At 63.1% G+C, this 19,353-nt stretch carries 20 protein-coding genes and 1 tRNA gene; 12 read left to right on the plus strand and 9 right to left on the minus strand.

Features of this window, described 5'->3' with window-relative positions; translation table 11 throughout:
- Positions 1–21: 21 nt before the first annotated feature.
- The 3 genes from AC066S_RS00085 to AC066S_RS00095 form a co-directional block, all read right to left on the minus strand.
- Entirely contained in the window at positions 22–834 is an 813-nt protein-coding gene (locus tag AC066S_RS00085; RefSeq protein ID WP_126260974.1) for an enoyl-CoA hydratase/isomerase family protein, read from the minus strand.
- A gap of 189 nt (positions 835–1,023) precedes the next feature.
- Positions 1,024–2,184: an acyl-CoA dehydrogenase family protein gene (locus tag AC066S_RS00090; RefSeq protein ID WP_478268631.1), complete on the minus strand. Its 1,161-nt coding sequence runs from the start codon at positions 2,182–2,184 to the stop codon at positions 1,024–1,026.
- 15 nt (positions 2,185–2,199) lie between these two features.
- Complete coding sequence (locus tag AC066S_RS00095; RefSeq protein WP_126260976.1) at positions 2,200–3,264, minus strand: acyl-CoA dehydrogenase family protein; 1,065 nt, start codon at positions 3,262–3,264, stop codon at positions 2,200–2,202.
- Positions 3,265–3,501: 237 nt separating this feature from the next.
- Here AC066S_RS00095 and AC066S_RS00100 point away from each other — a divergent pair, with 237 nt between their 5' ends.
- Positions 3,502–4,287, plus strand: a complete 786-nt coding sequence (locus AC066S_RS00100) for an SDR family NAD(P)-dependent oxidoreductase (protein ID WP_126260977.1) — start codon at positions 3,502–3,504, stop codon at positions 4,285–4,287.
- Positions 4,288–4,411: 124 nt separating this feature from the next.
- Here AC066S_RS00100 and AC066S_RS00105 read toward each other — a convergent pair whose 3' ends face one another.
- Positions 4,412–4,684 carry a GlsB/YeaQ/YmgE family stress response membrane protein gene (locus AC066S_RS00105; protein ID WP_205680540.1) on the minus strand — a complete coding sequence of 91 codons (273 nt, stop codon included), beginning with the start codon at positions 4,682–4,684 and terminating at the stop codon, positions 4,412–4,414.
- A 42-nt stretch (positions 4,685–4,726) separates the two neighbouring features.
- Positions 4,727–5,305, minus strand: coding sequence for a YidB family protein (locus AC066S_RS00110; RefSeq protein WP_126260978.1), 579 nt, complete (start codon positions 5,303–5,305; stop codon positions 4,727–4,729).
- A 160-nt stretch (positions 5,306–5,465) separates the two neighbouring features.
- Between AC066S_RS00110 and AC066S_RS00115 the strand changes: the two genes are divergently transcribed.
- On the plus strand, positions 5,466–6,473 hold the full coding sequence (locus AC066S_RS00115; RefSeq protein WP_126260979.1) for a 2-dehydropantoate 2-reductase: 1,008 nt from the start codon (positions 5,466–5,468) through the stop codon (positions 6,471–6,473).
- A 16-nt stretch (positions 6,474–6,489) separates the two neighbouring features.
- Positions 6,490–6,705, plus strand: coding sequence for a hypothetical protein (locus AC066S_RS00120; protein WP_478268632.1), 216 nt, complete (start codon positions 6,490–6,492; stop codon positions 6,703–6,705).
- Positions 6,706–6,853: 148 nt separating this feature from the next.
- Here AC066S_RS00120 and AC066S_RS00125 read toward each other — a convergent pair whose 3' ends face one another.
- A complete protein-coding gene (locus AC066S_RS00125) occupies positions 6,854–7,474 on the minus strand; it encodes a hypothetical protein (RefSeq protein ID WP_126260981.1) in 621 nt (206 codons plus the stop codon).
- Positions 7,475–7,772: 298 nt separating this feature from the next.
- Between AC066S_RS00125 and AC066S_RS00130 the strand changes: the two genes are divergently transcribed.
- From AC066S_RS00130 to AC066S_RS00150, 5 genes are all read left to right on the plus strand, one after another.
- Complete coding sequence (locus AC066S_RS00130; protein ID WP_126260982.1) at positions 7,773–8,411, plus strand: RraA family protein; 639 nt, start codon at positions 7,773–7,775, stop codon at positions 8,409–8,411.
- 27 nt (positions 8,412–8,438) lie between these two features.
- Positions 8,439–8,810 carry a dimethylsulfonioproprionate lyase family protein gene (locus AC066S_RS00135; protein WP_135171430.1) on the plus strand — a complete coding sequence of 124 codons (372 nt, stop codon included), beginning with the start codon at positions 8,439–8,441 and terminating at the stop codon, positions 8,808–8,810.
- 127 nt (positions 8,811–8,937) lie between these two features.
- The gene (locus AC066S_RS00140; protein WP_126260984.1) at positions 8,938–9,894 is read left to right on the plus strand and encodes a tripartite tricarboxylate transporter substrate-binding protein; all 957 of its coding nucleotides are present in this window, start codon (positions 8,938–8,940) and stop codon (positions 9,892–9,894) included.
- Positions 9,895–9,997: 103 nt separating this feature from the next.
- Positions 9,998–10,074, plus strand: a tRNA-Arg gene (locus AC066S_RS00145).
- Between the two features lie 299 nt (positions 10,075–10,373).
- Entirely contained in the window at positions 10,374–10,892 is a 519-nt protein-coding gene (locus AC066S_RS00150) for a hypothetical protein (RefSeq protein WP_478268633.1), read from the plus strand.
- A 283-nt stretch (positions 10,893–11,175) separates the two neighbouring features.
- Here AC066S_RS00150 and AC066S_RS00155 read toward each other — a convergent pair whose 3' ends face one another.
- Both AC066S_RS00155 and AC066S_RS00160 read right to left on the minus strand, forming a co-directional pair.
- Positions 11,176–11,820: an MAE_28990/MAE_18760 family HEPN-like nuclease gene (locus tag AC066S_RS00155; RefSeq protein WP_478268634.1), complete on the minus strand. Its 645-nt coding sequence runs from the start codon at positions 11,818–11,820 to the stop codon at positions 11,176–11,178.
- Positions 11,817–12,923 (minus strand): GmrSD restriction endonuclease domain-containing protein, encoded by a 1,107-nt coding sequence (locus tag AC066S_RS00160; RefSeq protein WP_478268635.1) that lies wholly within the window; start codon positions 12,921–12,923, stop codon positions 11,817–11,819. Before AC066S_RS00160 ends, AC066S_RS00155 begins: the two co-directional genes overlap by 4 nt.
- A 632-nt stretch (positions 12,924–13,555) precedes the next feature.
- On the opposite strand from AC066S_RS00160, the gene AC066S_RS00165 reads away from it, so the two are divergent.
- The 4 genes from AC066S_RS00165 (at position 13,556) to AC066S_RS00180 (ending at position 18,575) form a co-directional block, all read left to right on the plus strand.
- The gene (locus AC066S_RS00165; RefSeq protein WP_478268636.1) at positions 13,556–14,575 is read left to right on the plus strand and encodes a DUF4238 domain-containing protein; all 1,020 of its coding nucleotides are present in this window, start codon (positions 13,556–13,558) and stop codon (positions 14,573–14,575) included.
- Positions 14,576–14,941: 366 nt separating this feature from the next.
- On the plus strand, positions 14,942–15,649 hold the full coding sequence (locus AC066S_RS00170; RefSeq protein WP_478268637.1) for a DNA methyltransferase: 708 nt from the start codon (positions 14,942–14,944) through the stop codon (positions 15,647–15,649).
- 519 nt (positions 15,650–16,168) lie between these two features.
- The gene (locus AC066S_RS00175) at positions 16,169–17,296 is read left to right on the plus strand and encodes a DUF2252 family protein (protein WP_478268638.1); all 1,128 of its coding nucleotides are present in this window, start codon (positions 16,169–16,171) and stop codon (positions 17,294–17,296) included.
- A 139-nt stretch (positions 17,297–17,435) separates the two neighbouring features.
- Positions 17,436–18,575 carry an amidohydrolase/deacetylase family metallohydrolase gene (locus tag AC066S_RS00180; protein ID WP_135171427.1) on the plus strand — a complete coding sequence of 380 codons (1,140 nt, stop codon included), beginning with the start codon at positions 17,436–17,438 and terminating at the stop codon, positions 18,573–18,575.
- A 38-nt stretch (positions 18,576–18,613) separates the two neighbouring features.
- On the opposite strand, the gene AC066S_RS00185 is transcribed toward AC066S_RS00180, so the two are convergent.
- Entirely contained in the window at positions 18,614–19,339 is a 726-nt protein-coding gene (locus AC066S_RS00185; protein ID WP_478268639.1) for an alpha/beta fold hydrolase, read from the minus strand.
- Positions 19,340–19,353: the final 14 nt, after the last annotated feature.

Below are 19,353 nucleotides of genomic sequence, written 5' to 3' on the forward strand. Positions count from 1 at the left end.
CACCCTACGGCATCGCCGCAATCACCTTCCCCTGAAATTCGCCGCGCGCCGCTCTTCAGTGGCTTTCACGCCTTCCTTGAAATCCTCCGTCGCGCGCAACCTGGTCTGTTCGGCCAGCTCGTGATTGGTCGCGGCCATGACGCGATCGGCGAGCCCGTTGCGCATCGTGGCGCGGGTGGAGAGCAGGCCGAGCGGCGAGCACTCGGCGATCTCGCCGGCGAGCTTCATGGCGGCCGCCTTGACCTGGTCCTGCGGCACCAACTCGTTGGCGAGGCCCCACTTCACGGCCTCTTCGCCGGTGACGCGGCGGCTGGTGTAGAACATCAGCTCGGCGTTGTTCTTGCCGATCAGCTCGGGCAGCGTCACGGTCAGGCCGAAGCCTGGATGAAACCCGAGCTTGGTGAAGTTCGCGGAGAACCGCGCCTCGGGGCAGGTGACGCGGAAATCGGCCGAGACCGCGAGGCCCAATCCGCCGCCGATGGCGGCGCCCTGCACGGCCGCGACGATCGGCTTCTTGGCGCGGAAGATGCGCACGGCCTGAATGTAGAGGTGGTTGATCGATCCGAGGCTGTCAGCGGGGTCGCCTTTCTTCTCGGCCTCGCGGGCCTCCTGCGCCTGCCGCGCCGGATCCTGGAAGTTGGCGCCGGCGCAGAACGCCTTGCCCTGCGCTGAGAGAACGGAGGCGCGGATCTCGATGTCGCGGTCGAATTCGTCGAGCGCGTCCGCGATCTGGTTGATCAGCGAAATGTCGAAGAAATTGAGCGGCGGGCGGCGGATCTCGATGGTGCCGACATGCCCGACCTTCTCGACGCCGATGTCTTTGTACGTGCTCATGTCTAATCTCCAGTATCTCGGTAGCGAAGAACCACCTCTCCCACAGGGAGAGGTCGGCGCGTAGCGCCGGGTGAGGGCTGAGGTCTCCGGCGAGGGCATAACCCCTCACCCGATTTGCTGGTGCAAATCGACCTCTCCCGATGGGAGAGGTGGACGGAGCGCGTGGCCGAGAGTTCGTTCTCATCAGAGTCAGCGCAAACCCAGTCCGCGGGCGATGATGCCGCGCAGCACCTCGGTGGTGCCGCCCTGGATGGTGAGTTTCGGTGCGGTCTTGATCGCGAAGTCGAGCTGCCGCTCCAAGGTCTCGCGATTGGTCGCGGTCTCCTCGACGAAGGCGGCGAGATCGCGCACGCGGTGCGGAAGCTGCTGCTCCCAGACCGTGCCGATGTCCTTGACGATGGACGCCTCGACCACCGGCTCCTTGCCGGCCTCGAGCATGCCGGCCACCGAAACCGACATGCGCCGCATGGTGTGGAGCTGCGCGACCAGGCGCCCGATGCCTTCGGCGCTGCGGGTGTCCGGGTTGGGGCCGACCGCGCGCACCAGCTCGGTCAGCACATAATAGGTTTCGAGGAAACGCTCGGGGCCCGAACGCTCATAGGCGAGCTCGCTCGTCGCCTGCTTCCAGGCGCCGTCGACCTCGCCGAGCACGTGGTCGTCAGGAATGAAGTGATCGGTGAAGACGACCTCGTTGAATTCGTACTGCCCGGTGATCTGGCCGATCGGGTTCACCTTGATGCCCGGCTGCTTCATCTTGACCAGGAACTGGGTCAGGCCGTGGCGACGGTTTTCCTTGGTCGGCGGCGAGGTCCGGAAGATCGCGATCATGTAGTCGGCGATATGCGCCGACGAGGTCCAGATCTTGGTGCCGTTGATGAGATAGCCGCCGTCCGTCTTAGTTGCGCGGGTCTTCGCGGCGAACAGGTCGGAGCCGGAGTTCGGCTCGCTCATGCCGATGGCAAAGCAGACCTCGCCGCGGCAGATCCGCGGCAGGATCTCCATCTTGATATGCTCCGGCGCATATTTCAGCAGCACCGGCCCGCTCTGGCGGTCGGCGACGAAGAAGCGCCGCGTCGGCGCGTTGGTAACGCGCATCTCCTCGGTCACGACGTAACGCTCGAGGAAGGAGCGCTCCTGGCCGCCATATTTCTTCGGCCAGGTCATCCCGAGCCAGCCCTTGGCGCCGACCCGGCGGGAGAATTCCGGGGCGTCGGTGTCCTCGCGGTTGGGCTGGTGCGGGTCGAAGGTGCCGGCGGCGATCTCCTCGGCGAGGAAGGCGCGCACTTCCTTGCGCAATTGCTCGCACTTTTCGGGCAGGCGGATCGGATCGAAACGAAGCGCAGCGGTCATGTGTTTCTCTCCTGATCAGCGCGACGCCACCAGCGGCCACAATTCGTCGGCGCCGCGATTTGCCACCAGCTTGCCGAGCTCGACGGCCCAATGGCTCTCCGAGCCGAAGTCGTCGCGCCAGGCCAGCGCCCGCAGCGAATAGCGGTGCAGGATGTGCTCGATGGTGAAGCCGATCGCGCCGTGCACCTGATGCGCGATGGCGCCGCCTTTTTCGGCCGCTTCCGCGCAGCGGATCTTTGCGGAGGCCGCTTCGAGATAGACCTCGTCATTGAACGTCCTGGCGTTCGCGATGGCATCGGCGGCGGATGTCGCGGCCGCAAGCGCGGCTGCGGATTCGCCGGCGAGGCGCGCCAGATTGTGCTGCACGGCCTGGAATTTCGAGATCTTCTTCTCGAAGGCGACGCGCTCGTTGGAATAGCGCACGGAGATGTCGAGCATCGATTCCAGCGCGCCCGCGATCTGCAGGCTACGCGCAACGCCGCCCATCAGCATCAGCGTGGTCTGGTCAAAGCCCTTCGGCGCGGGCTTGAGCGTGACGGGCTGGACCCTGTCGAGCGTTACGGTATCGCTGTGGTCGTAGCCGACATTGAGGCCGGATTCGATCCGGGCCTTGGCTCCATCGACCAGCGCGATCGCGACGCCGTCCTTGCCATGCGCCAGCACCGCGAAATGCTTCGCCGCCTTGGCAAAAGGCACGCCGCGGGCGCGGCCGGAGAGCGAACCGTCGGCATCGAGGGTGATGCGATCCCTGGGGCCGGCCGGCAGCACCGTCATCTCGCCCTCCGGGGAAGCGATCTTCGCCTGCGCCAGCAGCCAGCCCGCCAGCATGGTCTCGGCCAGGGGAACCGCGACGGCGAAACGGCCGGCAGCGTTCAGCAGCGCAAAACCGTCGGCCAGGCTCGCGCCGGAGCCGCCGAGCTCATCGGGCACCCAGGACAACGGCAGGCCGGCCTCGCTCAGCGCCTGCCACAGCGGCGCCTGCCACGCGCCCTTCTTGTCGTTGTTGATGGTTTGCGGATCGGCGAGATCGGCGAAGATCTTCTCCGCGGTCTCGACGACGATGTTGTCACTCTCCGCCACAGCGTTCCCCGTGTTTTGCCGTTGGCGCGTCCCGCCAGGCCAAGCGGACGCGCAGTTCTTCTTGCGCCCGATGATCCGAAAAAGCCATGGCCCTGACAAGCGTTGATCGCAGGTCAACCTGCGGCGCGGGCATGGGCGCAAGCTAATTCCGCTTAGCGGAGTTTGCTCGATTTGCAGGGCGCCGCAAACTCGCTAAACAAGGCGCGAAAGATCAGAGCCACGGGGAAGGAAATCAAGATGGCCAAGGACAATCTGTGCGCAATCGTGACGGGGTCTGCCTCCGGGCTCGGCGCGGCGACGGCTGAAATTCTCGCGCGCAGCGGGGCGCGGCTCGTCATCAACTATTCGTCGAGCCAGAAGGAGGCCGAGGCCACCGCGGACATCTGCCGCAAGGCCGGCGCCGCGGAGGTGCTGGTCGCGCAGGGCGATGTTTCAAAGGACGCCGATTGCCGCAAGATCGTCGCGGCCGCCAGTGGATGGGGCCGGCTCGATATCCTCGTCAACAATGCCGGCATCACCAAGCATGTCGCTCATGCCGATCTCGACGGATTGTCGGCTGAAGATTTCCAGCGGGTCTATGGCGTCAACACCATCGGCCCGTTCCAGATGGTGCGCGCCGCGCGCAGCCTGCTCGAGGCCGGCGCCAAGGCCTCGGGGCGGCCCTCCGCCGTGGTCAACGTGTCCTCGGTTGCCGGCATCAGCGGCGTCGGCTCGTCGATCGCCTACGCCGCCAGCAAGGGTGCGCTCAATACCATGACGCTGTCGCTGTCGCGCGCGCTGGCGCCGCTGATCCGCGTCAACACCGTCTGCCCCGGCTATATCGACACGCCCTGGTTCACCAAGGGCCGCGGCGAGGCCGGCGCCAAGCAGGTGCGCGACAGCGTGGTGGCGAAGGTGCCGCTGAAGGTCGCTTCAAGCGCCGAGGACATCGCGCAGGTCGTCTGCTTCCTGGCGATGCCGGCCTCCAGCAACATGACCGGCGAGGTCGTGCGCATGGACGCGGGGATGCATTTGATTACCTAGCTCGTCATTGCGAGCGCAGCGAAGCAATCCAGAATCCCTCCGCGGAAACGGCCTGGATTGCTTCGTCGCAAGCGCTCCTCGCAATGACGAGTGCGGAGCGACGGCGTGCCTACTTCCAGCGCCGCTACCCCTTGATCAGGCCGCTTGTCACCAGCCGGTGCCAGATGAACAGCACCACCACCGCGCCGATCGTGGCCATGATGAAGCCGGCGCCCTGGTCGGGACTGTAATGGCCGATGGCCTGGCCGATGAAGGTCGCCAGAAACGCGCCGGCGATGCCGAGAATGGTGGTGAGAATGAAGCCGCTCGGATTGTTCGGCCCAGGCGCCAGCCAGCGCGCGATGAGGCCAGCAATGAAGCCGACAACGATGATCCACAACAGGCCGCCCATGCTCATGAGTGTGCTCCCCTTCCCGAAAGCGCGTCGATCAAGGTTGGACTAGAGTCTGCCTGAGAGCTCGTTCTCGGTCGGCAGCCGTCCGTCCGGCGTCAGATGGTCGACCACCTGCGGCAGATACTGGCTGAGGCCGTTGAGCAGCTCCTCGCGCGACAGGCCGCTTTGGGCGGACAGGCTCTCGATCTGGTCGGCGCCGAGTGCGCTGGCGAGATCGCCCGGCGCGATCGGCTTGTTCTCGCCATTGCCGACCCAGGACTTCGCGGCGTCGCCGTGGCCGCCCTGCTGCAACTGGTTGAGAAGGTCGCCGAGGCCGCCGCTGAGCACGGTGCCGGCCGCGCCGCCCGCGAGCAGGCCGCCGAGACCGCCTTTGAGCAGGCCTCCGAGACCGCCAAGACCGCCGCTATCAGCGGTGTTCGTGTTTACCGGCGGAGGCGCCGGCGTCGGTGACGGCTGCGGTGCCGTACCGGATTGGTTCGCGGTCATGTGCTTGAACGCCTTCCAGGCGAGCAAGCCGAGCAGCGCCATGGTCATCGGCGACATGCCGGAGGATTTTTCCGTGCTCGGCGTAGAGGGACCGCGCGGGCCGTTCTGCATGCCGTTGAGGACGTCGAGTAGACCCATGGTGCTCTCCTTTGGCGTCTCGTTCGGCGAGCGCTCACCGCCGACTGCCCCGGGGCGAAAACATATGGGGCCGTCATGACCGTTACAAGTCGGCCGCGACGCGATTGGTTGCAGGCCTCGCCTCTGCTATCGAAGGCAGGACGTTCAGGGAGCAGGCTCAGTGGTTGTGGATCGACCGATCGTGGTGGCCGGCGCCGGCGCCATCGGCTGTTTCGTCGGCGGCATGCTGGCGGCCGGCGGCCGCCGCGTCGCGCTGCTGGTGCGGCCGCGGGTGAAGACCGAGATCGAGCGGTTCGGCCTGCTTCTGACCGATTTCGACGGCTCCGAGAAGAAGCTCAGTGCAGGCCAGCTCGCGCTGTCGGAGGATCCTGCGATCTTCCACAGTGCCGGCATCGTGCTGGTCACGGTGAAGAGCGCCGACACCGCCGCCGTCGCGGATCAGATCGCGCAGCATGCGCCTGAGGATGCCGTCATCGTCTCGCTCCAGAACGGTATCGGCAATGTCGCGGTGCTGCGCGAGCGTCTCGGCGGCCGCCGCGTGCTCGCCGGGATGGTGCCGTTCAACGTGATCGCGATGGGCGAGGGCCGTTTCCATCGCTCGACCTCCGGCGACATCCATATCGGCAAGGATGCCGAGAACACGGCCACGGCGCTCTCGGTGCCTGGCCTTGCGGTACGCGCGAGCGCGGACATCACCGGCGTGCAATGGGGCAAGCTGATCATCAATCTGAACAACGCGCTCAGCGCGCTCTCGGACATGCCGCTCGCCGCGCAACTGGCCGACCGCGACTGGCGCAGGCTGTTCGCCGACCAGATGGCGGAGGGACTTGCCGCGCTGAAGTCCGCCGGCATCACGCCGGTGTCTTCGACGCCGATCCCGATGCGCTGGTCACCGACCTTGCTGCGGTTGCCGGATGCGATCTTCAACGCGATCCTGGGGCGGACCATGAAGATCGATCCCCAAGCGCGCTCCTCGATGTGGCAGGACCTGAAACAGGGCCGCAAGACCGAGATCGACTATCTCCAGGGCGCAGTGATAGCGCTCGCAGAGCAAAACCGTGTCGAGGTGCCGCTGATGCGCCGTATTGTTGCGCTGATCAGGGAGGCCGAGGCGGCCGGCAACGGACCGCCGCGCCTGACGCCGCGGCAGATTCGGGGCGTGGCTTGAGGACGAGGAGGCCGCGATGAAGCGTTGTTGGATGCTGGGACTCGCGCTGGCGACGCTGTGCGGCACGTCGACGCTGGTCCATGCAAGGCCACCGACGGTCCAGAACTCTCCCGGCTATGATGCGCGATTGCAGGAGAGCCGCAAGGCGCTGAGTGGGGCGCCGGCGACCGTAGCGCCTGCGGATGCGCCGGTGGTTAAACCAAAGCACGCCAAGAAGAAGCGCACGAACTGAGGTGCGACGCTCTCGTAGGGTGGGCAAAGCGACTTGTCCGCCGTAGCTCGAAGAGCGAAGGCGGAAGCGTGCCCACCGACTCTCTCAATCACAATCAAATGGTGGGCACGGCGCCGCTCGCCTTTGCCCACCCTACAAGTCTGCGGCTTCAGCTCTTCTTCGCAGGCTTGCTCGGCGTCGGGCTGAACAGCTTCTTCAGGTCGTTCAAGCTTTCCGACAGCCGCGGCCATTCGCAGGAGAAGGAGCCCTTGGTGCACGGCGCGCCCTTTCGCTGGCCGACGGTCTGCTGCACCTTCGGTCGCTCGACCGGCACCGGCACGCGCTCGACGTCGGTTCTCAATGCGACCTGCTGGATCTGCCGCGCCTGTTGCTCCTGCTGCTCGCGTTGCTGACGCGCGGTCGCTTGCGCCGCTTCGTTGTTGCGGCGCTCCTTGGCGAGATAGGCGGTATAGGCTTCGTCGATCTTCTTCTGTTCCTCCGGCGTCGGATTGGGGCCGGCGATGTCGAAGCTGCGATCCTGCAGGAAGTCGTAATAGGAATAGCCGCCGCCCGGCTTGCGGCGGCCGGCGAACTTGGCGTTGCAATCGGCAAGCGCGGATGTCTTCTCGGCCTTGCTCGCGGCCTTCTCGGCGGCGTCGGCGCATTCCTCGAAATCGACCGGCGCGCGCTTCCACCATTGCGCCTGGGCATGCGGCAGCGTCAGCAGAAAAAATCCTGCCGCGGCTACGGGAAACAGCGCCGCACGACGCAATGCGATCACGGACGACATTCTACGAGAGCATTCCTTGCAAGACTCAACCCAAACTGAGTCGAGTCGGATTTTTGCCTCTTTATCGCCGGCTTGTCACCCGTGGAACCCGGGAATTTCATGGCTGGGATGCTGACATTTTGTGCTTGACGTGGCGCAGGAGTCACAGCCTCGCGCTGGCCGGCTGCTACACTTCGCCTTGCGGGCGCCTCACCCGAGGCGATGCCAATAACACGCGACGAGCGCGCGGCGTGGACCTTCCGGATTTGGCCGCCGAAGGCACGGGCGCACGCGGAGTAAGAATGAAGGATCCAAGGATATGACGATCACCATCGCCGCGAACAGCGTGCCGAAGCCGCCGGCCGAGATCATCGAGGGCTTTCGGAATGCGCCGACCTCGGTCATTTCAGACAATCTCGCCCGGCTGCCGGGCGCGGTCGGGCTGAAACCCTATCATCGCGGCGGCAAGCTGGTGGGCACGGCCTTCACCGTGCGCACCCGTCCCGGCGACAATCTCGCCATCCACCGCGCGCTCGATCTGGTCGGACCCGGCGACGTCATCGTGGTCGACGGCGGCGGCGACGAGACGCGGGCGCTGGTCGGCGAGATCATGAAGAACATCGCGCAATGGCGAAGGGCCGAAGGCTATGTGATCGACGGCGCTATCCGCGACGTCGCCGCGTTTGCGGCCGACGACTTTCCCTGCTACGCCCGCGCCGTGATCCATCGCGGTCCCTACAAGAACGGTCCGGGCGAGATCAACGTGCCTGTGTCGATCGGCGGCAGCGTGATTGCGCCCGGCGACATCGTGGTCGGCGACGAGGACGGCGTGGTGTCGTTTCCCGCCGCGGGCGCCGCGGCGCTGCTGCAAGCCGTGCGCGCGCAGGTCGCGCGCGAGGAGGAGACCCTGACGGCGATCCGCGAGGGCCGCTACCAGGGCTCTTACGGCAAGTCCTGATCAGACGACCACAAAGGGGAGAATGGCGTGAGCCAGAAGGACGAATTCCACAACATCGATGATCCCAGCGACGGCCTGTTCCGCGAGCTCGCCGCCGGCGTGACCACGCGCATCTTCTCCGGCGAGCAGGCGATGCTGTCGGTGGTGACGCTGGCGCCGCATGCGCAAGGCAAGCTGCACCATCATCCCGAGGAGCAATGGGGCGTGCTGCTGGACGGCTCCGCCATCCGCGTTCAGGGCGATGAGGAAATTCCGGTGAAGAAGGGCGATTTCTGGCGCACGCCGGGCAACGTGCCGCACACCATGCGCGCCGGCCCCGATGGCGCCCGGGTGCTGGACATCTTCAGTCCGCCTCGGCCAGAATACAAGAAAGCGGGGTCGGGCTTCGGCACGCGCTGAAGCGCTTTGCGTTTCAGGTTATTTCTTGAGCATGATCTTATCGGAAAACCGCTGCACGCTTTTCCGGATCGAGCTCCAGCGCCAAAGAGCAAAAAAAGCCGGGCGCTGACATCAAAGGGAGGGGACCATGACGATCACACGACGCACGCTCTTGGCCGCGCCGGCCATTCTCGCAATGACGCCGGCGATGGCGCAAGGGAGCAAGATCACGCTGGTCGTGCCGTTTCCGCCGGGCGGATCGACCGATGCGATGGCGCGGCTGCTGCAGAGCAATCTGCAAACCAAGCTTGGCCGCATCGTCCTGGTCGAGAACAAGTCGGGCGCCGCCGGGGCGCTGGGCGCGGCGCAGGTCGCCAAGAGCCCGGCGGACGGCTCGACGTTCCTGGTGACGTTCGATTCCCATGCGGTGATCCCGTCGATCCTCGACAAGCCGCCGGTGGACGTCGAGCGCGAGCTGATCCCGGTGCTGCTGATCGGCACCGCGCCTTACGTGATCGCGGCCGGTGCCGGTCGGCCCTACAAGAGCTTTGCCGACGTGGTGGCCGCCTGCAAGGCGAGCCCGGGCGCGGTGAAATATGCCTCGGTCGGCATCGGCACGCTCGGCCATCTCGCCATGACGGTGCTCGGCAGCAAGGCCGGGGTCGAGATCATGCACGTGCCCTATCGCGGCGGCGGGCCGGCGATGAACGATGTGCTCGGCGGGCATGTCGATCTCATCGCGGGATCGGCGGCGCTGGTCGCCGCCCAGCTCGGCACCAACATGCTGCGTCCGATCCTGCAGCTCGGCCGCGAGCGGCTGGCGGCCCTGCCTGATACTCAGACCGCGATCGAGGCGGGCTTTCCCGATTTCGAGACGCTGGCCTGGTGGGGCATCTTCGCGCCCGCAGGCACGCCGCCTGACGTCGTCGCAGCCTTCGCGGCCGCGTCCAAGGAGATCCTGAGCGAGCCCGCGACCGCCACCCAGCTCAAGGAGACGCAGCACATGACGCTGCTGCTCCAGGACGGCGCCGCCTTCAAGACCTTCTTCGACAAGCAGGTCGCCTATTGGGGCAAGGTGGTGAAGGACAACAATATCAAGGCGTAACCGGCCCGGCAGCGGTCCTTGCGCATTGGCCGCGGCGAGGGCTTCCGATCCCGCCGCCGCTTTGATATGTACAGCCAGGCAACCCGCGTGATGCGGGTTCCGCGGTCCCGTAGCTCAGCCGGATAGAGCGACGGTTTCCTAAACCGTAGGTCGGAAGTTCGAGTCTTCCCGGGATCGCCAATTTCTGCAGCCACTTAGCCATTTTTCATTGATCGTTTGTGGCAAGTTTTTGTGCCTTGGGTAACGCTTGGGGTAACGGCCCGCGATCACGGCGCCAACGGCGCCTCTTGTCTCTAACGATTGGGACGCGGGAGCGGGAGCGAAGGTGTTCGACTTGCCCGCAGTCCTATGGGGTGTCGGGTAGTTCGGCAAGAGCAGGGAAGACAGAACAGAAAGAGAGGCGATAAGGGAGTCGCGGCTGGAAGCCGCCATGGCGGAAAAAAGGACTGCACGGGCTTTCTGAACAGCGGATAGAAGCGATGCCACGGAAAAAGGACGAGGGGCCGAACTCGACGATCCTGGGTGCTGCCGGCGAGCACTTCGTAATGTCTCAACTACTCCGCCGGAATATGATCGCAGCGCTGGCGCCCACCGGCGTCCCGAATGCGGACATTGTCGTCACGGACAAGCTGGGCGATCGCTTGTGCGCCGTCCAGGTGAAGGTGCGCCGGGACATCGGATCCGACGGCGGCTGGCACATGGGCGAGAAGCACGAAGCGCTCACGTCGCCGACGCTGTTCTATTGCTTCGTCAATTTCGGGAAGACGCTGAATGATCAGCCCCGGACGTGGATTGTCCCGAGCGGCGTGGTCGCCAAATTCCTCAAGGGAATACATCAGGACTGGCTGCACACACCCGGGAAGAAGGGTCAGCAGCGCAATGACAGTTCGTTCCGACGCTTCATGCCGGAATACAAGCCGCTGGCCGAGTATAAATTGGGATGGCTGGACGGGTATTTGGAGAACTGGAGCAGCTTGGCTTCGGCCGCTAATCAATGAGGGGATGAAGAATCGAACCCACATTGGGCGCTGGAGCTACGTGTTCACTGTCGCGCCAAGTATTGCTTTGTGGGGGAACTCCCCGACGGCCATGCCGATGTACCGTCCTCGCACTTCCCAGAGCGCTACTCATTACGCTCCAACCCCTCGGCATTTTGTCGTGCCCTTGGTGAGACGGGGCCATAGTCCGTGATGAGACTATGAAAGCAATAAGTGCCGGATGTGTTCGGCGAAATTGGGCAGGCGTAGGATTGATTAACGCGCGGCGGTGTGGGGATAAGTGCTAGGCGGCGTACGCCTTCGTGTACACCTTGTTTTCGAGCAGACTGCGGAAATGACCCATCAGCGCGAGAATGTCAGCCACGAGAGCATCGACCTCGTCCGGCTTGATAAACTCCTGCTGACCGTGCGCGATGGCATTCCGTCGCTTCAGTAACAGGATGTCGATAAAGGTGCGTTTCGCCTCGAAGTGAGCAGGATCGACGGCGCATATAATGCAAATGTCCTTAATCACGTCTGTATTCAGATTCGATTTTGTGTCGATGAGCGACGGATGCACATACGCAAATCTTCCGCCTGTACCGTCTAGAATGTCGTTGATTAGCTGACAGCGCGCCTGCAAACTCACGCGTGACTGATGCATGGCATCGAGCCTTACCAGAAAAGTGTTGACGTAAATCTGGCGTTCGAAGTCCGAGAATTGCTTCCGACGCAATGATAGATGCTCAAAATATCGGTTCGCACATTCGCGCACATAACCTTCCCAGTGTGCATACATCAGTGCGATCAGCGCGCGCAGCAAGACCGGCTTCGCCGCGTGATCGGCAGCCTTCACGGCCGACTTCATGTCCGAAAGTTCCTTCCGCCTCCAAACTAAATCCGTATCGAATAGGTCTGTGAGGTTCTGTTCCGTGTACGGCTTCGTCATGCGGCGAACCAGTTTGCGCCGAACGGGACCGTACGCTGAATACGTATTGTGCCGCGAAGACCGGAGCTAAAAAATTGATCGAACTGCGGAGCCTGCCAAATATCGGTAATGCGCTGACGTACGAACCCGACCGGATCCTGTTTCGCCTGAATGTGATTGATGTTTTTCGCGACGCCGACGGCGATAGCCTCAAACGCTGCGAGACCGACGCGTCCTCCCGGAATCCCGTGATTAAACCTGCGCAGCGCATTGGTACCATGAGCTTGGGAGAGCAGATCGAACGTTGCGCGAAACGTGTCCCCGGCGACGCCCATTTCTCCCGCTTCCGCGAGCTGAATGATGCCTTGATCGATGAATTCCTCAACGTCGAGGCGACCGTCGTACGGAATGTACGTATGTACGAGAAAACGCGACAGATATTCGACGTGTCGCTGCTTCTCCAACTGATCGTCGGTCGGTGCCGTGACCACGAGAAACGATTGATATTCAGACAGCTCTTTCATAAAGGCGAAGTACTGCCCATTCACCATAATGATGATGCAGTTCCGGAGCTCCTGCGCGTTCGCCGCGGTGCCGCCGGCATTGAGGCGCTGGAATAGGTCATATTTTGTATCGTTGCTGCTCGGCCGCTTCAGGATTTCGACGCTGATCCGGCTGCGCCTGATCGAGAGCTGCAATTGGGACGTTAAAGGTTTCTGATCATCCTCTGGAACACCTGCGACCAGCGGCGATCTTTCCCACACCGCCTTGTCCAAGGACGGCAGGTACTTTGTCGCCACTAATGCTGTCGGAGGTTCGAGATGTCCGGTCTGCGGCTGTCGCAGGAGGCCCATGAATTCGAGCAGCGTAGAAATTCGCTGGAGGCCGTCAATCAGCTCCCATTTTGAATCGGCTTTCTCGAAGACAAAAATCGAAGGGAGAGGAATGCCAAGCAGAAGGGACTCAATTAGCTTCGATTTCTGACCAATTTCCCACCTAAAGAGGCGTTGGAAGTCCGGATTGATTACAAATTCGCCGTCCTTATACATGCTCACGACTTCGCTGACGGACATCTGGTAAGCGTCCGTCTTCACGAGCCTTTGAGCTTCTTCCGTCTCTAGCATCCCCGACTCCCGTTGCAACCCGCAGTTTATCTCCCATGAGCCGGAACACAACCCATTGTTATTTCGGGCGTTTGTCTGCCTCCTTTCGTGTCGGACTTCCCTTCTTGGTGATCTCGGCCTGGGCGGCTGCTCCACGTCATTAGCCGTGTCTCCGATGCGATCGCGGATAGATTTAGGGCGCCGCTGATCTTCGGCAGCTCCGCCTCGTCTTTCATGATTGCGCGGCAGTTCGAATGTACCGGACCGGTACGCACGATGCTGTCGTCGTTCTCGACAACGCGGCCGTCGAATGACAGGCAGAAATTGCAGGTGGGAGCACTTCCGCGTCATCAAAGGTGGATTGCATCGGCATCTTCGGCATGAGCAGACGCAGATTGCGCAGACGGTTGCTCGGCAATTCTGACAGCGGGTAGATGCCCGCGATTATTCGGCCCTCTCCGATCAGCGAGGCGTCCCACATGTTCGTCCGTCACTGCGCCAGTTACGAGCCGGAACGCAAAAACGCCGCCGTATAAGAGCAGGTTTAAGCGATGGTTGCCAGTAAGGCGCGGAAAGCTCCGAGGATCAAAACGCTCTGCGCCTTATCCTTACTTTGAACCATAGGAATAAGTATCATCCCGCCTGAAGCGGAAATGAAGGGACTGTGGATAGTGGCCAAGGAAGGGGCGGCAAAACAGCAGCACTACGTGCCGCAGTACTACCTGCGCGGCTTCGTAAACGAGAAAAAGCACATCTACGTTGTCGACCGGCCGAAAAAGAAGTTCTTCCGCGTCCCGACGGTAGCCGCCGGCGGCGAACTGTATTTCAACCTACTTAGTGACCGAGCCGATCCGTTTGCCGCAGAAGAGGCGCTTCAGGAACTGGAGGACAAGGTCGCGCCGGCTCTTGAGCGGGTCAAAGCAGCCCAGTCTCTGAAGGACGAAAACGACCGCAGCGCGATCATGAATTTGATGGCGGCGGTCACGCTCCGAAACCCAAAACAGCGGGCGGCCATAAACGCTATGATCCAAGATTTTGCGCAGCTCTTGGGAGCTGGTATTGGTATGGGAGGGAAGGAAGGCTACGCCAAAATGGTGGAGGCAGCCGGGGCCCAAAGCCTGCCCATCGGGCTGTCGCTTGATGAAATGGAAGCCGAGTTCAAAAAGAACCCGAGTTCGTTCAAGATTCCTCCTCCGTCAAAAGACTTCAACATTATGATCGAAGCCAAATTCCATGATCGCCATGTAGAGCTGTACGAGCAGCGAAAGTGGCAGTTAATCGTTGCAAGTGACGATTCCGGCGGGTTCGTCACCAGCGATCATCCGGTCTCCTTGCGCTGGTGTGGTGGAAAGGACCACGGGCTCATGTCGCCCGGCTTTGGGATGCCCGACACCGAAGTAATTTTTCCATTGTCGCCGAAGCTCGGGATCCGGGGCCGGTTCGATGGGGAAGAGGACGTGGTCCATGCTGACAAAGACACGGTAGCCGGCGTCAACAGCCTGCTTATCAGCAACTGCCATAACCAGGTCTATGGGCGGGACGCCCTGTTCAGCTATAAGCGTGGTCCAAAACAAGAGGTGGGCAGCGGCGCCCACCTCTTCGAGGACAAAGTATTCCTTGCTGGCGGAAAGGATGCCGCAAACGATCGTGTCGTGCCGCTACGGCCTGAATAAGCGGCCTGGCGGCGCCTTATCGGCGTAGTAGGTATTGCCGTTACCGCCGAAGGGTTGGGGTGATTGAGCGCCAGCGCAGCCAGCTTCTTCATACTCTTACGAGCGCGAGACGACCACCGCCGTGAGAATGAGGCTGTATATATCCATAGACCAGGACTTAACTCCCCGGCGCTCGACGATGGCGACGCGCCCAAGGTCTTCACGTCTCATAGCCAAACACTCCTTTCTGTGGGCTTCAATCGCAGCCGATTGCAGAAGGAACAAAAAAGAACATTATCGCGGGCTCTACGTCGGGGAAGCTCTTAAATCGCTGTTAACCAAACCTGTTGCTTATGGTTACCGATGTCTGAACGGACCCACCTACAATTGGACGCCCTGTCTCAGCGCCGGCTGGTCGAAGCCGCGCGCGACGGCGCTCCGGTGCGTGGTCTGACGCACGGGTACTACAAGTACCCTGCTCGGTTTTCGCCGATCTTTGCCAAGGCCGCAATCAACGCTTTCACCAAGCCCGGCGACCTCGTCCTTGATCCGCATGTCGGCGGGGGGACCACGCTGGTCGAGGCCATCGCCTCAGGCCGGGAAGCGGTCGGCGTAGACATCAGCGAGCTTGCCGAGTTTATCACAAACGTCAAATGCACGGTCTACTCCGAAGCTGACCTGGACACACTGGAGCGGTGGGGCAAGCGCGTGGCGGCGGCGGTCGACATCCGCAAGCCCTCCACTGCGCTCTCAAACTATGAACAGCTCGGCTACTACAAGCATCTCGATCACCGGTCCCGCTGGCGTCTGCGCAAAGCCATCGAGCAGTCGATTGCGAGTGCGATCAAGCTCGGCGCACCGCGCCTGGAAAACTTCGGGCGCTGTGTCGTCCTGAGAAGCGCTCAATGGGCGCTCGACGGGCGCAGCAAGCGCGACCATCGACGACTTCCGTCGCACGCTGACGGAAACCGCAGAAGACATGGTCCAGGGCGCTCGCGATCTGCGAGCTTCCGTTCGGCTCCACGGGCGGCAACAAGGTGTAAGCCCGGGCAGCCACCATCAGGTATTTCGCGGCGCGCTTTGCCGGGGCGATAGTTCTTCACGGCTGCTGCCGTCAACGCCTTGGCCATCGCTACCTGTCCTCCTCAGGGGTAACGCGGGGGTAACAAAAAGGGACGGTTATGCTCTGTTGGCCTATGTTAGTAACTTACCCTAACATCGGCTGAAAGGAGTCTTCTGCGTGTTTTCGGGTTAGGCCTAGGCTGTTTGTGTTACGTAGAGTGGGGCCAAGGCGACTGTTTCCTAAACCGTAGGTCGGAAGTTCGAGTCTTCCCGGGATCGCCATTATCTTAGATGCGTGACGTGATTGCCGGCCGACCCCGGCCCGCGGCTTGCGTCCATCTTCCCCATGCTTCGGAGTCACCCGCCTGTTCGCCTGTCGAACCGTGGCCGACGATGGCGAGGTCAGATCATTCCGGCTGGCGGACGAGCAGCGGCGGGGCTATCCTGCTCGCTTTCTGGTTGAATGTTCGAGCGTCCCGTTACTTGTGCAGCAGCGTGCAGCAGTCATGTCGCGGGCCCGCTCGCCATCTTTCGCTTCGGGAAGCTCTCGCCGTGATCAAGCAAACCTCTAACCGAACCGGCGGGATCGCGCCGCGTTCCTTTCTCGACGACAACAAAGAGTTCGAGCGCTGGCTGCGCTCCGAATGCAAGGTCGTCGCACGCGACCTCGGCGAAAAGCACAAGAAGATGAAGGACGACCCGTTCGTCTTCCTTCGTGCAACCTTCTTCCGCTGGGCCAGATGTATCGAAGCGATCTGCCCGGAGTTGAAGGACGCGCCGCGCGTGCCGTCGATCGGCGACACCCATATCGAAAATTTCGGGACCTGGCGCGACGTGGAGGGGCGTCTCGTCTGGGGCGTCAACGATTTCGACGAGGCCGCGATGATTGCCTATCCCTTCGATCTGGTGCGCCTTGCGACGAGCGCGCGGCTCGCCCCGAAGGCCAGGAAGAGGAAGGCGAGGGCCATGACCCACGTCGGCAATGGCGACGCCGCCAAGGCGATTCTCGATGGTTACAAGAAGGGTCTGACGCGGCCGCGGCCCTCGCTCCTGGATGAGCAGGCGAGCTGGATGCGCGCTTACGTGGCATGTACCGACGACGAACGCCGGGAGTTCTGGGACGACGTGAGGAAATATCCGCGGGCGAAGCCACGATCCCCTGTTGCCGCCGCGCTCCGCAGCGAATTGCCGCCCGATGCCTCGTTTGGTCGCTTCGCGAGGCGCGTGGCGGGTGCCGGCAGCCTGGGGCGGCCGCGTTTCGTCGCCATCGCCGGATGGCGCGGCGGCCAAATCATCAGGGAGGCCAAGGCGCTGGTGCCGTCAGCCTGGGATTGGGCGCATGGCCGGCGGGGCAAGCTGCGCTTTCTCGACCTCGCAACAGGTCCATATCGCGCGCCCGATCCGCACCTCGCGCTCGAGCGCCAGAGTGGCTTCGTGATCCGGCGCCTTGCGCCCGACTCCCGCAAGATCAATCTCGGGGATCACGCGAACATGGAGGTGGAGCTCGATCTGCTCAACGTCATGGGCTTCGACATCGGCGCCATTCACGCCGCCGGAGGCGCACCGCAGAGGATCGCCGCAGACCTGAGAACGCGCGACGATGGTTGGCTCCATGCTGCCGCAAAGGCTGCTGCCGCATTCGTCGAAGGTGATTTCAGGGAGTGGCGCAGGCGCGGTTGACCGGTGAATGCCGGCTCCGGTCTCGGCTATTCCCGCGCTTTGCCTGGTTGGTGCAAGATTTGCTATAGGCGATCCGATCGAGCCAGAAGCGGCTCGCCCGCACCAGCCTTGCCACGCCCTGCCAATCCCGGAGACCATGATGCCTTTCGATTTGATCCTGCGCGGGGGCCGCGTGATCGACCCCTCGCAGAAGCTTGATGCCGTGACCGATGTCGCCTTCGCCGGCGGCAAGGTCGCCGCCATCGGCAGCGCTCTCAAGGCCGATCCCGGCACGGACGTGCGCGATGCTTCGAAATACATCGTGACGCCGGGCCTGATCGATCTGCACACCCATGTCTATTGGGGCGGCACCTCGCTCGGCATCGACGCCGAGGAGTTCTGCCGGCTGTCCGGCGTCACCACCGCGGTGGATACGGGCAGTGCCGGGCCCGGCAATTTCGCCGGCTTCCGCAAGCATGTGATCGAGCCGAGCCAGGTCCGCATCCTCGCCTATCTGCATGTCTCGCATGCCGGCATTTTCGGCTTTTCGCACCGGATCATGGTCGGCGAGAGCGAGGAGCTCAGGCTGATGAATCCGATCGAGGCCGCGCAGGTGGCCGATGCCAACCGCGACCTCATCGTCGGCATCAAGGTGCGCGTCGGACTGCATTCTTCGGGCACGTCGGGAGCGGTGCCGCTCGATATCGCGCTCGAGGTCGCGAACGAGGTCGGCATGCCCCTGATGGCGCATATCGACCATCCGCCGCCGAGCTATGAGGAGGTGCTGGCACGTCTGCGCCCCGGCGACGTGCTGACCCACGCGTTCCGCCCGTTCCCGAACACGCCGGCGACCGCGCAAGGCACGGTGAAGAAGGCGGTGCTGGAGGCGCGCGAGCGCGGCGTGCTGTTCGACATCGGCCACGGCAAGGGCTCGTTCGCCTTCAAGACCGCACGCGCGATGCTCGCCAACGGCTTCTATCCCGACACCATCTCGTCCGACATCCATCAACTCTGCATCGACGGCCCGGCCTACGACCAGGTCACCACCCTGTCGAAATTCCTGTGCATGGGCATGGAGCTGTCCGATGTGATCGCGGCCTCGACGGTGAATGCCGCGATGGCGCTGCGCCGCCCCGAGCTCGGCAGCCTCAAGCCCGGCAGCGTCGGCGACGCCACGCTGATCTCGGTCAGCCGCGGCCAGTTCGACTACGAGGACGTCGTCGGCGAGCATCTGATCGGCGACCGCAAGATCGTCTCGGAGGGCGTCGTCATCGGCGGCCGCTGGTGGCATCCGAATTGAAGCGGCCCACGGTCGAGAGCGTGCACACGGCGCGCCGATCAGTCGCGTCCCGCCTCCATGATGGCCTTGGCGAGGCGCGCCGGATCGGAGAAGCACAGCTCGTGGCTTCCCGGCACCTGCACCAGGCGGAACAGGCCGAGCTTCTCCGATAGCCGCGGATGCCAGCCGTGGCTGTGCGGCAGCGCGGTGTCCTCCGTGCAATTGATGTAGGACTTGGCCAGCGGCATCTCGGCCGGATTGCTCTTGAGCGCGATCTTGTCGGTGAAGGTCGCCAGCGGATGCGGGTTGAGGACGTCATAGGCGCGCTGTGCGGTCTGCAAATCCGCATCGTTGATGAAGGCTTCGCGCCAGACCGGGAACGGCAACACGACCGAGGCGTCGCCTCGCTCGGCCGCGATCGCGTCGAACAGTCCGATATAGTGCGGCGGCACCATGTCGTTGAGGCACTCGCCATCGTTGGGCACGAAGGCATTCCAGTAGACCAGGCGACGGATTCGATCGGGAGCAAGGTCGGCAACGCCGGTGATGATCATGCCGCCATAGGAATGGCCGAACAGGATCACGTCCTTCAGATCGTTCTCGGCAAGGTAGTCGGCGATCGACTGGATCGCTTCCTTCAACCCTGTCGTCTTGGCGTCGCCCGGACGATTGCCCTTGATGGTGGGGGTATGGACCTGATGGCCGCCTGCGCGGATCGGTGCGGCGACCGGTTCGAACTCGGCTCCGGTGTGCCAGGCGCCATGGACGAGGACGTAGGTCGACATGTTGTGGCTCCTCC

It is taken from the genome of Bradyrhizobium sp. CFUWI, from assembly GCF_056429085.1.

Excerpts from the sequence above, each read along its gene's own strand:
- AC066S_RS00085 (WP_126260974.1), bottom strand. The coding sequence starts at position 834 with ATGAGCACGTACAAAGACATCGGCGTCGAGAAGGTCGGGCATGTCGGC.
- AC066S_RS00090 (WP_478268631.1), bottom strand. The coding sequence starts at position 2,184 with ATGACCGCTGCGCTTCGTTTCGATCCGATCCGCCTGCCCGAAAAGTGC.
- AC066S_RS00100 (WP_126260977.1), top strand. The coding sequence starts at position 3,502 with ATGGCCAAGGACAATCTGTGCGCAATCGTGACGGGGTCTGCCTCCGGG.
- AC066S_RS00105 (WP_205680540.1), bottom strand. The coding sequence starts at position 4,684 with ATGAGCATGGGCGGCCTGTTGTGGATCATCGTTGTCGGCTTCATTGCT.
- AC066S_RS00110 (WP_126260978.1), bottom strand. The coding sequence starts at position 5,305 with ATGGGTCTACTCGACGTCCTCAACGGCATGCAGAACGGCCCGCGCGGT.
- AC066S_RS00120 (WP_478268632.1), top strand. The coding sequence starts at position 6,490 with ATGAAGCGTTGTTGGATGCTGGGACTCGCGCTGGCGACGCTGTGCGGC.
- AC066S_RS00125 (WP_126260981.1), bottom strand. The coding sequence starts at position 7,474 with ATGTCGTCCGTGATCGCATTGCGTCGTGCGGCGCTGTTTCCCGTAGCC.
- AC066S_RS00130 (WP_126260982.1), top strand. The coding sequence starts at position 7,773 with ATGACGATCACCATCGCCGCGAACAGCGTGCCGAAGCCGCCGGCCGAG.
- AC066S_RS00140 (WP_126260984.1), top strand. The coding sequence starts at position 8,938 with ATGACGATCACACGACGCACGCTCTTGGCCGCGCCGGCCATTCTCGCA.
- AC066S_RS00150 (WP_478268633.1), top strand. The coding sequence starts at position 10,374 with ATGCCACGGAAAAAGGACGAGGGGCCGAACTCGACGATCCTGGGTGCT.
- AC066S_RS00155 (WP_478268634.1), bottom strand. The coding sequence starts at position 11,820 with ATGACGAAGCCGTACACGGAACAGAACCTCACAGACCTATTCGATACG.
- AC066S_RS00160 (WP_478268635.1), bottom strand. The coding sequence starts at position 12,923 with ATGCTAGAGACGGAAGAAGCTCAAAGGCTCGTGAAGACGGACGCTTAC.
- AC066S_RS00165 (WP_478268636.1), top strand. The coding sequence starts at position 13,556 with ATGAAGGGACTGTGGATAGTGGCCAAGGAAGGGGCGGCAAAACAGCAG.
- AC066S_RS00180 (WP_135171427.1), top strand. The coding sequence starts at position 17,436 with ATGCCTTTCGATTTGATCCTGCGCGGGGGCCGCGTGATCGACCCCTCG.
- AC066S_RS00185 (WP_478268639.1), bottom strand. The coding sequence starts at position 19,339 with ATGTCGACCTACGTCCTCGTCCATGGCGCCTGGCACACCGGAGCCGAG.